This is a genomic window from Mesorhizobium sp. 2RAF45 (assembly GCF_052115225.1).
Lineage (GTDB): Bacteria > Pseudomonadota > Alphaproteobacteria > Rhizobiales > Rhizobiaceae > Mesorhizobium > Mesorhizobium jarvisii.
In genome coordinates this window covers 405167-418032 of sequence record NZ_JBFRGG010000002.1, presented here as the reverse complement: position 1 = coordinate 418032, position 12866 = coordinate 405167, and the positions used below count along the sequence as shown (strand labels likewise).

Here is a 12866-nt window from a genome sequence, read left to right as displayed (position 1 = left end):
GAACAGCGGCGAATATATGTGGGGCATCCGGGGATTGAAAGACGTGAAGACAAGGGTCGTGTGAAAACAAAAGAATCCGCCAAGGCCTTGAAAGACAATGCAGGTGTGGTCATGGCGTGATTAGCCGGTCAGTCGGGACTAGTTCAGCTGTCATTGAACTTTCATGCCGGCAAGACAGTCAGCCCCGGCCGACGCGGAAATGCTGAATTCGGCAGGGGATTGAACCGGTTGCAGGCAAACATATCAGTGCGGCCGCACCGCACCGACGCGCACTCAGGGCTTCGGATCGGCCTTCAGATAGGCGATGACATTGGCGACGTCGTCATCATTCGTCAGACCACCAAAAGCCATTTTGTTGCCGGGAACTTTGAGCTTAGGGGCCTTGAGATACTCGGTGAGATTTGCCTCGTCCCAGACGAGACCGGCAGCGCCCGCACTCTTCATGGCTTCGGAATAATGGCCAAGGAAGCTTTCCGCGGTGCCCGCGGTGCGGCCGACGACACCCTTGAGATGCGGGCCAACCTTGTCGCGGTCGGTGGCCGCCTCATGGCAGGCCATGCAGCGGTTGAAGACGTGCTTGCCCTGCACCGGGTCGCCGCCGGCATGGGCGGCAATGGAGGTGGCAATGAGAAGAAGGCTGGCTGAGGAAACGGCTCGAAGCATGGCTGACCCCGGAGAGCTCTGGCTGACGGCCTTATAGGACCAAGGCCTTAACAAACGCTGCACCGCGGCGAGTGGGCCGGTCGCACCCAATCCCGTGCGGAGACGATGATCTCAGGCTTGCTGTGCGAGGTCGCGGCGCAGGAAATCATGCAGCCGATCGACCGCCGGCGTGCTCGACAGCGGGTTGCGCAGGATGCCGATCTCGAGATCCGGCAGCACGGGAAGCCCTTCATTGCCGCCGATGATGCGCAGCGATGGCGGTACGCTGCGCTGCGCCAGGCCGGCGACGGCGAGCCCGGCCTGCACGACCGCGATCAGGCCAAGCAGGGAGGCGCTGGAATAGGTGCAACGGTAAGACCGGTCAGCTTCGCCAAGCGCCTGCAGGACATTCATCCTGGCGGCACAGCCGGGCTCGAACAGGGCGACAGGCAAGGGATCGGTCTGCCAGGCGACATGGTTCGGCGAGGCGACCCAGACGAAACGCTCAAGCCGGATGACGTCGAGCGGCTGGTCCGGCAAGCGAGTGACGATCGCCAGGTCGAGCCGTCCTTCCGCCAGGGTTTTCACCAGCGCGGTCGACTGTTCGCAGATCAGTTCCACCGTCACCAGCGGGTGATCCTCGGCAAAACGCGATAGGACAGGTGGCAGAAGGAAGGCAGCGTAATCGTCCGGCACGCCAAGACGCACGCTGCCCGTCTCCTTCGGCCGCGTGACGCTCGCCCAGGCCTCATCCGACAGCTTCAGCAGCCGGCGCGCATAGATGAGAAAATCCTCGCCGATGGCGTTGGGGGTAACCGTTCTCGGTCCGCGCACCAGAAGCTGGTTGCCCACCATCTCCTCCAGCCGCTGCATCTGCATGCTGACCGCCGACTGGCTGCGGCCGACCCGGGGCGCCGCATTGGACAGGCTGCCGCTCTCGACGACGGCGACGAAGGTTTTCAGGAGGTTGAGGTCAAGCGGAGCAGCCATGGCGCTATCAGCATATCGAATAGCTTGCTCCAAATCTATTCGCTTGTGTGAAAGCTATACTGGTGGCCAGATGGGTTTCGCCCGTCTGAGGGATTTTCGATGAAGGACCTGCCAACTTCCCGTTTTCCGGCCGCGAGCCTGGCCTTGGCGATGACGATAGCCGGCACGGTTGGCGCCTTTGTCACGGAAGCGGGGCTTCATCCCGTGACGATCGTGTTCTGGCGCTGCGTGTTCGGCGCCATGTTCCTCGGCGCATGGTGCCTGCTGCGGGGCTATCTGCCGGACAGGACGCTGTCGCCGTCCCGCCTCGCGCTGGCTGCACTTGCCGGCGCCGGCATGGTGCTGAGCTGGACGGCTTTCTTCGCCGGCTTCGCCATGACGTCGATCGCCACGACGACGATCGTCTATCACGTGCAGCCGTTCTTCGTGGTCATCATCAGGGTGGTCTTCCTCAAGGAGCGTATCTCGCTCGACCAGATGCTGTGGATGCTTGGCGCGTTCCTTGGCGTCGTGCTGGCCAGCGGGCTGGTGGTTTCGCATGCGCAGGCCAGCACGGCATGGGCGCTGGGCATCGCGCTGACGCTGGTCGCCGCGCTGCTCTATGCGGTGGCGACGATCCTCGCCAAGGGCCTGGGCCGGCAGCGCTCGGAGGTCACCGTGCTTTGCCAGACGATCGTCGGGATCGTCATGCTCGCGCCCTTCGCCGATATCGGCCAGCATGTTCCCGTGCATGCATGGGGCTGGCTGGCCAGCATCGGCGTGCTGCACACCGGCATTGCCTATGTGCTGATGAACTCGGCCTTTCCGCGCCTGACGACGCCGGTGATCGGCATCATCACCTTCATCTATCCGGTCGTTGCCATCATCATCGACTGGGCGATCTACGGGCATCCGCTCGGGCAGGCGCAGGCCGCCGGCATGGCGCTGATCGCCGTGGCGACACTCGGTGTCCGGCTGGGCTGGCGGTTTCCGCTGAGGCGCGTCTCTGCGGCCTGACGCGAGTCGCAGGGAAGCAGGGTCAGGATTTCATGAAGCCGATGAAATCGTCGGGCGCGGCGCGGCCCATTTCTTCTTCCCAGTGACGGCGGCAGAGCGAGACATAGACATCCTTGCCGATCGCCACCTGTTCGCCCCGGTGGGCCACCTTGCCGTCCGGGCCGAGGCGCACGACCATCGTGGCCTTGCGGCCGCAGCGGCAAATGGTGCGCACCTCGCGCAGATCATCGGCGATCGCCAGCAGCGCGCGCGAGCCGGAAAACAGCTTGCCCTGGAAATCGGTGCGCAGGCCGTAACACATGACCGGGATGTTCAACCGGTCGGCGATGCGGGCCAATTGCCAGACCTGCTCTTCGTCGAGGAACTGCGCCTCATCGACGAAGACGCAGTGCACGGTCGTATGGTCGTGATGTTCGGCGACGCGGGCGAACAGGTCGTCGCCGTCGCGGAACATCTCGGCTTCAGTCTCCAGCCCGATGCGCGACGAGATCAGGCCGCTGTCGCCCTTGCGGTAATGGCCGGCGACGAACAGCATCGTCGTCATGCCGCGTTCGCGATAATTATACGAGGCCTGCAAGAGCATCGTCGTCTTGCCGGCATTCATCGTCGCGTAGTTGAAGTAGAGCTTGGCCATGCCGCTCTTTTAAGCCGACTTGGCCCAAAGCGGGGAGGGGCCGCTGGCGCATTCCCCTGAAAAAGCCGGCTCGCCGCTGAAAAAGATAAGCGGCGTGACAAAAGCGTCAGCCGTGTCGCTGATTGGCCAGTCCGCGCCGTTGATCGTGATTGCCTTAACGCTTGAAACTACACCAGAATGGTGTTTGGCTGACGAAACAAGGCGGGCAGAGAAACCGTTTCCACGCTTCGCCAAAGAATCACAATGGGAGACTGTCTATGTCGCGTATGAATTCCTTCGTCGCCGGCCTCGGCCTGGCGGCTTTGTTGTCCACGAGCGCCGCCTTCGCCGGTGATGCCGAAAGCTGCAAGACCGTGCGTCTTTCCGATGTCGGCTGGACCGACATTCAGGCGACCACCGGTCTCGCTTCGGTGCTGCTCACCGCGCTCGGCTACGAGCCGAAGGTGATCCAGCTGTCGGTGCCGGTGACCATGGCTTCCCTGAAGAACAAGGACCTTGACGTCTTCCTCGGCAACTGGATGCCGTCGATGACCAACGACATCAAGGATTACACCGCCGATGGCTCGGTCGAGACCATCAGCACGAACCTGACCGGCGCCGGCTACGGCATCGTCGTGCCGACCTATGTCGCGGACGCCGGCGTCAAGTCGCTGACCGACCTTGGCAAGTTCAAGGACAAGTTCAACGGCAAGATCTACGGTATCGAAGCCGGCAATGACGGCAACCGCATCATCCTCGACATGATCAAGAACCCGAAGGACAATCTCGAGGGCTTCGAGTTGGTCGAATCCTCGGAGGCCGGCATGCTGACGCAGGCCGAGCAGTCGATGAAGAACAATGAGTGGATCGCCTTCCTCGGCTGGACGCCGCATCCGGTGATGGGCGCCATGAAGATCACCTATCTCGACGGCATGGGCGATAGCGGTTTCGGCGCGGCCACCGTGTTCACCAATGTGCGCAAGGGCTACACCACCGAGTGCCCGAATGCGGGCAAGTTCATCGCCAACCTGAAGTTCAATCTGGACATGGAAGGCCAGATGATGGACGCGATCCTCAAGGGCGGTGACGCCCAGACGGTCGCCACCGACTGGCTGAAGAAGAACCCGGACGCGGTCAAGCCATGGATCGCCGGCGTGACCACCTTCGACGGCGGTGACGCCGCGGCGGCGGTCAAGACAGCGCTCGGAAGCTGAGCCGACTTCGCATCCGGCATGACCGGATGAAGATGGGCAGCCGTTTGACAAAGGGCTGCCCTTTTTCACATCCTGTGACAAGATGACGTTGCGACAGCGCGGGGCCGAAGGCAGAGCCCTGGTGGAAGAGGGGTGAGATGGATCCGATTTCCAAATTCATGGTCGATCACAAGATCCCGATCGGCGCCTGGGGAAAGTCCTTTTTCGGGTTCCTGACCGATAATTTCGACACCATCTTCAGAGCCTTCTCCAACGGTCTGAATTTCATTCTCGACGGGCTGGTCGACCTCCTGCTGATGGTGCCGCCGGTGCTGCTGGCGCTGGTTATCGCCGTCATCGCCTGGTTGCTGCAGCGCTCGCGGCCACTCGCCATCGGCGTCTTCCTCGGCCTGATCTTCATCATCAACCAGAACCTGTGGAAGCAGACCGTGCAGACGCTGGTGCTGGTCGTCGCTGCCGCAGCCATGGCCATGGCCATCGGCGTGCCGCTCGGCATCTGGGCGGCGCACAAGCCGAAGGTCTACCGCATCATGCTGCCGGTGCTCGATCTGATGCAGACGCTGCCGACCTTCGTCTACCTGATCCCGGTCTTGACCCTGTTCGGCCTTGGTAACGCGCCCGGCCTCATCGTCACCATCATCTTCGTCATCCCGACCGCGGTCAGGCTCACGCATCTGGGCGTCGTCTCGGTGCCGAAGTCGATCATCGAGGCCGGCGAGGCGTTCGGCGCCACCAAGAACCAGCTGTTGTGGAAGGTGGAACTGCCATCGGCGTTGCCCACCATCATGGCGGGTCTGACGCAGTCGATCATGCTGTCGCTGTCGATGGTGGTGTTCGCGGCCCTCATCGGCGCCGGTGGGCTGGGCACGGAGATCAACCGCGCGCTCGGCTCGCGCCGCATCGATCTCGGGCTTGAGGCGGGCCTCGCCATCGTCGTGCTGGCCATCGTGCTCGACCGAATGACCCGCATTGGCGTTGGAGGCAAGAAATGACCGTCGCCGTCGATTTCAAGAACGTCGATATCGTCTTCGGCGCCGACCAGGCCGGTTCGCTTGCGATGATCGACAAGGGCGCTACACGCGCCGAAATCCTGGAGAAAACCGGCAATGTGCTGGGCTGCGCCGACGCCAGCCTTACCGTGCATGAAGGCGAGATCTCGGTGCTGATGGGCCTGTCGGGTTCCGGCAAGTCGACCCTGCTTCGGGCCGTCAACAGGCTCAATGTGGTGTCGCGCGGCCAGGTGCTGGTCAAGGACGGCGACAAGATTGTCGACGTCGTCACCTGCGACGAGCCGACCTTGCGGCGCTTGCGCCAGAAGCAGGTGGCGATGGTGTTCCAGCAGTTCGGTCTGCTGCCGTGGCGCACGGTGGAGGAAAATGTCGGGCTCGGCCTCGAACTTGCCGGCGTGCCGGACGCCGAGCGCAAGGAGCGCGTTCACAAGCAGCTCAAGCTGGTCAATCTCGACCAGTGGTCGAAGAAATACGCGCACGAGCTGTCGGGCGGCATGCAGCAGCGCGTCGGCCTGGCGCGGGCCTTCGCCACCGAGGCGCCGATCCTGTTGATGGACGAGCCGTTCTCGGCGCTCGACCCGCTGATCCGCACCAAGCTGCAGGACGAATTGCTGCAGCTGCAGGCCGAGCTGAAGAAAACCATCATCTTCGTCAGCCACGACCTGGAAGAGGCGCTGAAGATCGGCAGCCACATCACCATCATGGAGGGCGGGCGCATCGTCCAGACCGGCGCGCCGGAAGACATCGTGCTGCGACCCGCCAACGACTATGTCCGCGACTTCATCGCCAATGTGAATCCGCTCTCGGTGCTGACCGCCTGGAATGTGATGCGCGACCGCCGCGACCTCGAGCACGGCGACAATGGCTGGGTGTGGCTCGACCGGCGCAAGACGACGCGCTTCAAGATCGACGATCACGGCCTGGTGGCGGCGGCCGAACGCGACGGCAAGCCGGCGGTCTGGGTGTCCTGCGCCGATGTCGAGGCCCAGTCGGAGGAAGCTGCGCAAGTGTTCTGGGCCAATCCCGGCACGTCGCTGAAAACCGTGATGCTGGCCATGCACCGCTCGCAGACGGCCCCCGTGGCGCTGTTCGACGACCAGTCGCGCTTCGTCGGCGCCATCGGCATCAGGGATGTGCTGAGCGCGGTGTTGAGAAGATAGAGCGGTTCAGGTCGCCTGCGGCAGGCGCAGCTCCGTTACCAGCCCACCGTCCGGATGATTGGACAGGCGGATCTCGCCGCCGGCGGCGCGCGCGATGTTGCGGGCGATGGTGAGTCCCAGGCCGAGGCCCCCGGTCTGGCGGTTGCGGGACTGTTCGAGGCGCACGAAGGAGCCGAAGACGGCATCGATCTGCGCCTGCGGTATGCCAGGCCCTTCGTCGCGGATGGTGAGCGTGATCGTGCCGTCCGAGCGGTGCAGGCTGAGATGTGCCTTCTTGCCGTAGGTGACGGCGTTCTGCACCAGATTGGTTACGCAGCGTTTGAGCGCCACCGGCCGCGCAATGCAGATCAGGCCGCGCGAACGGGTGTCGTCATTGTCGAACGAGACCTCCGGATAGGGGTCGGCGATCGATTCCACGAGTGACCAGAAGTCGATGCGCTCGGCCTTCTCCTCGTTCACCTCGAAAGTGGCGAAGTCGATCACGGAACTGGCGATGCTTTCGACATCGGCGAGATCATGGGCCAGCGCCTCGCGAACCGCCGATTTGCGCAACAGTTCGAGCCGCAGCCGCATGCGCGTCATCGGCGTGCGCAAATCATGCGCAAGCGCCGCGGCGAGATGTTCGCGGTCCTCGACATATTCGCGCAGCCTCTTCTGCATGGCGTTGATCGCCCTGGCGGCGGCCCGCACCTCGCGGCTGCCCGACTCGGCGATCGGCGGGCTTTTCAGGTCCTTGCCGATCCGGTTCACGGCGGTTTCCATCATCCGGTAGGGCGCGGTCAGCCGGCGCAGCGACCAGATCGACATGATCACCACCAGGCCGGCGATCAGCGAATAGAGCGGCAGGCTGTCGAAGCTCAGGATCGGGCCGACCGGCGTGATCGGCTCGGTGAAGTTCAGCCACTGGCCGTCGGCGAAGCGCAAGGAGGCCGTCAGCTTGTCGCTCTGGGCGAAATCGGCGGCGAGCACCAGAAGGTCGCGCTCGACCTGGCCGATATCGGGGCCGGATGCTGTGCCGCTGGCGTCGTCGGCCTCACGCGTTGCCGGATCGCGCCGCACGCGCGCATCGGTGATGCCGAACTTCGACAGCCGGCCGACGAGAATATCCTCGAGTTCGGCCAGTTCGTCGTCACCGGCGATCGAGGAGGTGACGGCGGGCGTGTCCGAGACGGTAAGGGCGTAAGTCGAGTTGAACAGGCCCGCCGCGGTTGCCTTGCGCTCCTCGGGCGTGGCGCCGCTCATCAGCTGCACCAAGGAGAAGGCGCGGTCGTTGAGCCGGTAGAGGTCGACCACGTCGTTGGCGGCGGCGCGGTCGCGCGACACGATATAGAGGGTCGCGACCTGGCTGATCAGAAGGCCGGCAATGACGATCAGCAGCACCCAGACAGGCAAGGTCTGCGGCAGGAAACGTCTCATTCGGAGGTCGTCTCGGGCAGGAACTGGTAGCCGCCGCTGCGCACCGTCAGGATCAGTTTCGGCGTTTTCGGATCATCTTCCATCTTGCGCCGCAGCCGGCTGACCAGGATGTCGATGCTGCGGTCGAAGGAATAGTCGCTGTCGCCGCCGGAAAGCTCGATGAGCTGGTCGCGGGTCAGCACGCGCTGGGCGCTCTTGACGAAGGTCTGCAGCAGGTTGAACTCGGCCATGGTCAGCTCGACCCTGACATCGTCGGGCGCCGTCAGCCGGCGCCGCGAACAGTCCATCGTCCAGCCGGCGAAATGGTAGATCTGCTTGGTTGTGGCGCGTTTCGGTTCGGAAGTACCATTGCGCCGCAGCACGGCACGGATGCGCGCCAGGAGTTCGCGCGGATCGAAGGGCTTGGGCACATAATCGTCGGCGCCCATCTCCAGGCCGACGACGCGGTCGGTGGTCTCGGTGACGGCGGTCAGCATGATGATCGGCGTCGAGTACTGGGCGCGCAGGTCGCGGCACAGTTCCAGCCCGCTCTTGCCGGGCAACATCACGTCGAGCACGATGAGGTCCACCTGCGCGCGGCGCAGGACAGCCTCCATCTCGGTACCGTCGGCGGCAACCGAAGTGTGCAGGCCCCGCTTCTGGAAGAACTCCTGAAGCAGGTCGCGGATGCCCTTGTCGTCGTCGACGATCAGTATGTGTGCGTCGGATTTCACGAGGTGCCCTGTCTCGATTGCCAGCCAAGTCATTCCTGGCAGGTGAGCCACACGATAGAATTCGGGCCATATGTTGGCCAGTGCCTTGCTTTTCAAGGGAGAACGAATTCGGCCTTCTCCACATGGAAAGCGATGGCCGTGCAGAAGCTCTTTGTTTCCATGCGTGCGGTTCCCAAAACCGGGACCGATTTGGACGATACGCATGGGGCGGGCGGGCCAGACACAATCCAGAAACAAAATTCTACAATTGGGAAAAACTCCTGAAAAGGTAGGGCGGCATAACGGAGCCGTGGCGGTCAGATTACCGGCTGCGACGCAAAATCTCCGGGTTCACGGAAAAACCGATGCCAAGCTTGTCGATCAGTTTGTTGGGTGCGTTGCTGGGCCTTGGCCTGGTCACTGCCACTGTTGGACAATCGGACGCAAAGGCGCCGCTCACCCGGAGCGAACGGTGCGCCAATCTCAGCCACCAATTTGATGAAGCCCTCGAAACCCATGCCACGGCAACGCAGGTCACCGCGGCAAAGGCACTTCAGAGAAAGGGCAACCGGTACTGCGCCGCCAAGAAACAGGCACAGGGCATCCGGATGCTCGCCAACGCTTTGAAGCTGCTTGGAGTGACACCGAACGACCCGGTCCAGTGACACTCAACTTGACCCGCATAAAAAGGAAATGAAGCCATGAAGAAGTCCATCCTCTCCGCCACCGGTCTCGCCGTCGCTCTGGCTTTCGCGATGCCCGCTCTTGGCAACGCCGCTGCCACCACGACCGCTGCTCCGGCTGCTGCTGCCACCACGACCACCCCGGCCCCGGCTGCTGACGCCACCGCCAAGCCCCCGGTGAAGAAGGTCGTCAAGAAGGTCAAGCACAAGAAGGCTCCGGCCAAGAAGGTTGTGAAGAAGGCGACGGACAAGGCTGCTCCGAAGAAGCCCTGATCGGCTCCGAAGCCAGTTTCTATCAAGGCCGTTCCAGCCGTAGCCGGCTGGGGCGGCCTTCTGCCAGGCACCTGATCGAGCGGCTGAATACCGGTGGCTTGCAGCCGGCCACCTCGATCTGACTTAACCCGTTTTCAACGCCGGCCATGTAGGACAATCCGCATGAAGAAGCGGCTTTCGTCCATTTTGCGTTCGATGGTGATTGGCGGCCTGGTTGCCACCGGTGTCGCCAGGGTGCTGATTCTGCTCACCGCCAGCCCCGTGCCCGATCCTGCCAGTGGCCGCACCGAGCCCTCGCTGTTCGCGCCGATAATTTCCAGCAACTGGGACTACATCACACCTGTCCAGGCGTGGCTGCTGATCGTGTTGCTTGCCGTGACGCTGGTCTGCGTCGTCGGATGGCCGATCGCGGCCTGGATGGAACGCCGGGCGGATGCCGGTGCCAACCGCCGTATCTTCGGCCGCCAGGGCCGTTGAACCGCGCCCGACAATTTCCCACATGATTGTGAATACCGGGCCGGCCCGCCGGCCGCCCGCATGCCAATCAAAATGGACGATCGCTGCCGCCCGTGGCAAAATACCGGGTAAAGCCCGATCGCGAAACTGTCGGTTCCGATGCCAGAAATCACCACAAAACCGCGAACCAAGGTCAAGCCGCAGACCGAGCGGCCGAAGCTCTACAAGGTCATCCTCATCAATGACGATTTCACGCCGCGGGAATTCGTCGTCACGGTGCTCAAGGGCGAGTTCAAGCTCAGCGAGGACCAAGCGCACCGCATCATGATCACCGCGCATCGGCGTGGCGTCTGCGTGGTCGCGGTCTTCACCAAGGATGTCGCCGAGACCAAGGCGACGCGTGCCACCGACGCCGGCAAGGCCAAGGGCTACCCGCTGCTGTTCACGACCGAGCCGGAGGAGTAGAGGAGTGGCGCCTCTTCCTTCTCCCCTTGTGGGAGAAGGTGGCCTCGCGAAGCGAGGTCGGATGAGGGGTGTTCCAGCGAACACCAACGCCTCACTCCGCTGTAACAGCCCTCAACCGTCTCGGCGCTGCGCGCCGATCCACCTTCTCCCACAAGGGGAGAAGGAAGAGGCGCTGCGCTACCGCCCCTCGCGGTACCACATCGAGCCCATGGCCAGGAGCAGCAGGCCGAGGCCGAGGAAGCCGCCGAACAGCGGCACGCGCGAGACGGCCTTCAAGACGCTATCGTCGGTGGTGCGCAGGCCGATCCAGTCGCTGCCGGAGGCATCGCCGGCCGAGCGCACCGGCACGATGGACGGCAGGGTCACGTCGCTGCCCAGCGCCGTCGATGACGCCAGCCGGCGCACGCTGCCGCCGGTGGCTTCCGCCGGTGGCTTCAGCCGGTTTTCGGTGGAGACGACGTCGGCGAATTCCGGCGCGTTGACCGGTCCGACATGGGCGAGCGCGGTGAGATCGCCATTAGCGACCTGGAAGAGGCCGATCTCATTGGTCTGGACGCTGCCGAGGAAAACGCCGGGCTCGGATTTATCGAGCTTGACGGTCACTGTCTTGCCTGAGGGCGTGATGATCTGCGCGGAGCCTGGATCGTCGGCCATGGTCTGGCGGCGGATCTCCAGCACCATGCCGCGTCCCTCGGCGGTCAGCCGCTCTTCCTCGAGTTCGGGCTCCTTCATCAGCCAGTGGGCGATGCGCCTGTAGAGCTGGACATGCGGACCACCGCCCTCGAAGCCGCGCGCCCACAGCCAGCCCTGGTCGGACAGAAGCATGCCGACGCGGCCTTCGCCCTTGCGGTCGAGCAGCAGCAGGGGCCGGTTGTCGGCGCCCTTCATCACCACCTCGCCTTGCGGATTCTGCACGCCGATGGTGCGGAACCAGCGGCTCCAGTGCGGCGGCTCGGTGGCCGAACCATCGAGACCGCGCGTCACCGGGTGACGCTGGCCGAGGTCGGTCAGGCGCGGATAGAAGGCCTTTTCCACCACTTCGCCGGTGGGCATGGCCGGCAGCGCTGACATCAGCGGCGTGCGCGCGATCGAAGCCTCGCCGGCATATTCGGGGCCGGCGGCGATCAGCAGCGCGCCGCCCTTTTCGACATATTCGGAGATGTAGTCGTAGTAGAGGATCGGCAGCACGTCGCGGTGCTGGTAGCGGTCGAAGATGATGAGGTCGAAATCCTTGATCTTCTCGACGAACAGTTCGCGCGTCGGGAAGGCGATCAGCGATAATTCGTTGATCGGCGTGCCGTCCTGCTTTTCCGGCGGCCGCAGAATGGTGAAGTGGACGAGATCGACCGAGGCGTCGGATTTCAACAGATTGCGCCAGGTGCGCTCGCCCGCATGCGGTTCGCCCGAAACGAGCAGCACGCGCAAATTCTCGCGGATGCCGTCGACCAGCGCGATGGCGCGGTTGTTGGTGTCGGTCAGTTCTCCGGGTTCGCGGTCGATGGCGAGTTCGATGATGTTGCGACCGGCGCCGGGGATGGTCACCTGCAGCGGCATGGCCTGGCCGACGGTGGCATGCTCGACCGAGACCTGCTCGCCATTGACCGAGACGCGCACATCGACCGGGGCGGCTTCGTTTTCAGTCGAGATGACGCGGTAGGTCATGTCGAGCGGCTTGCCGACGATGCCGAAACGCGGCGCGTTCTCGAAGCGGATGCGGCGGTCCTTTTCGTGGTCGTTGCCGGTGATCAAGGCGTGCAGCGGCGCGTTGAAGTCGGGCGCACCCGGGGGCGCGTCATGCACCTCACCATCGGTGATCATGATGGCGCCGCCGATGCGCGACGGCGGCACGTCGCGGAAGGCGCCTTCCAGCGCGCCGAACAGCCGTGTTTCGGTACGCTCCTCGGCGGCATCGGACTTGCCGGCCTCGACGACGCGGACGTCGAACTGCTTGAAGCGGCCTAGACGCTGCTGCAGTCCGGCGAGCGCTTCATCGGTCTGCTTGGTACGGTCGCCGATGTCCTGGCTCTGGCTGCGGTCGACGATCAGCGCGACGACGCTCTTCAGCGGCTCGCGCTCCTCATTGAGGAACACCGGGTTGAACAGGGCGGCGGCCAGCGCCAGCAGGGCGACGAAGCGCAGGACACCGCCGCGCTGGCGGAACCACAAGCCGACAAGCGCCAGCAGCGCCAGCGGCACCAGCACGAGGGCCAGCAATGGCCATGAGATCAGCGGTTCGAAGGAGATCGACCAGTTCAT

14 protein-coding genes are annotated in these 12866 nt (G+C 63.8%); 8 read left to right on the top strand and 6 right to left on the bottom strand.

Annotated elements, in window-relative coordinates; genetic code table 11:
• Positions 1-273: 273 nt before the first annotated feature.
• A complete protein-coding gene (locus tag AB4Z43_RS06930; RefSeq protein WP_038649146.1) occupies positions 274-663 on the bottom strand; it encodes a c-type cytochrome in 390 nt (129 codons plus the stop codon).
• 111 nt (positions 664-774) lie between these two features.
• Positions 775-1632 (bottom strand): LysR substrate-binding domain-containing protein, encoded by an 858-nt coding sequence (locus AB4Z43_RS06925; protein WP_010911153.1) that lies wholly within the window; start codon positions 1630-1632, stop codon positions 775-777.
• 99 nt (positions 1633-1731) lie between these two features.
• On the opposite strand from AB4Z43_RS06925, the gene AB4Z43_RS06920 reads away from it, so the two are divergent.
• Positions 1732-2628: a DMT family transporter gene (locus AB4Z43_RS06920; protein ID WP_441936632.1), complete on the top strand. Its 897-nt coding sequence runs from the start codon at positions 1732-1734 to the stop codon at positions 2626-2628.
• A gap of 22 nt (positions 2629-2650) precedes the next feature.
• On the opposite strand, the gene AB4Z43_RS06915 is transcribed toward AB4Z43_RS06920, so the two are convergent.
• Positions 2651-3262 (bottom strand): thymidine kinase, encoded by a 612-nt coding sequence (locus AB4Z43_RS06915; RefSeq protein ID WP_019860707.1) that lies wholly within the window; start codon positions 3260-3262, stop codon positions 2651-2653.
• Positions 3263-3519: 257 nt separating this feature from the next.
• Here AB4Z43_RS06915 and AB4Z43_RS06910 point away from each other — a divergent pair, with 257 nt between their 5' ends.
• The 3 genes from AB4Z43_RS06910 (at position 3520) to choV (ending at position 6625) form a co-directional block, all read left to right on the top strand.
• Positions 3520-4455, top strand: a complete 936-nt coding sequence (locus tag AB4Z43_RS06910; RefSeq protein ID WP_020629012.1) for a choline ABC transporter substrate-binding protein — start codon at positions 3520-3522, stop codon at positions 4453-4455.
• Between the two features lie 137 nt (positions 4456-4592).
• Positions 4593-5447: a choline ABC transporter permease subunit gene (gene choW / locus AB4Z43_RS06905; protein ID WP_441936630.1), complete on the top strand. Its 855-nt coding sequence runs from the start codon at positions 4593-4595 to the stop codon at positions 5445-5447.
• Positions 5444-6625 (top strand): choline ABC transporter ATP-binding protein, encoded by a 1182-nt coding sequence (choV, locus tag AB4Z43_RS06900; protein WP_019860704.1) that lies wholly within the window; start codon positions 5444-5446, stop codon positions 6623-6625. The genes choW and choV overlap by 4 nt, the downstream gene beginning before the upstream one ends.
• Before the next feature lie 6 nt (positions 6626-6631).
• Here the strand turns inward: choV and AB4Z43_RS06895 are convergent, their stop codons facing one another.
• Positions 6632-8041 carry an ATP-binding protein gene (locus AB4Z43_RS06895; RefSeq protein WP_019860702.1) on the bottom strand — a complete coding sequence of 470 codons (1410 nt, stop codon included), beginning with the start codon at positions 8039-8041 and terminating at the stop codon, positions 6632-6634.
• Complete coding sequence (locus AB4Z43_RS06890) at positions 8038-8754, bottom strand: response regulator (protein WP_027047307.1); 717 nt, start codon at positions 8752-8754, stop codon at positions 8038-8040. The genes AB4Z43_RS06895 and AB4Z43_RS06890 overlap by 4 nt, the downstream gene beginning before the upstream one ends.
• A gap of 344 nt (positions 8755-9098) precedes the next feature.
• On the opposite strand from AB4Z43_RS06890, the gene AB4Z43_RS06885 reads away from it, so the two are divergent.
• The 4 genes from AB4Z43_RS06885 (at position 9099) to clpS (ending at position 10610) form a co-directional block, all read left to right on the top strand.
• Positions 9099-9398 (top strand): hypothetical protein, encoded by a 300-nt coding sequence (locus AB4Z43_RS06885; protein WP_441936627.1) that lies wholly within the window; start codon positions 9099-9101, stop codon positions 9396-9398.
• A gap of 36 nt (positions 9399-9434) precedes the next feature.
• Positions 9435-9689, top strand: a complete 255-nt coding sequence (locus tag AB4Z43_RS06880; RefSeq protein ID WP_019860699.1) for a hypothetical protein — start codon at positions 9435-9437, stop codon at positions 9687-9689.
• 162 nt (positions 9690-9851) lie between these two features.
• On the top strand, positions 9852-10166 hold the full coding sequence (locus AB4Z43_RS06875; RefSeq protein ID WP_032920723.1) for a hypothetical protein: 315 nt from the start codon (positions 9852-9854) through the stop codon (positions 10164-10166).
• 138 nt (positions 10167-10304) lie between these two features.
• Positions 10305-10610, top strand: a complete 306-nt coding sequence (gene clpS / locus AB4Z43_RS06870) for an ATP-dependent Clp protease adapter ClpS (protein ID WP_010911143.1) — start codon at positions 10305-10307, stop codon at positions 10608-10610.
• 177 nt (positions 10611-10787) lie between these two features.
• Here the strand turns inward: clpS and AB4Z43_RS06865 are convergent, their stop codons facing one another.
• The gene (locus tag AB4Z43_RS06865; protein ID WP_038649135.1) at positions 10788-12866 is read right to left on the bottom strand and encodes a membrane protein; all 2079 of its coding nucleotides are present in this window, start codon (positions 12864-12866) and stop codon (positions 10788-10790) included.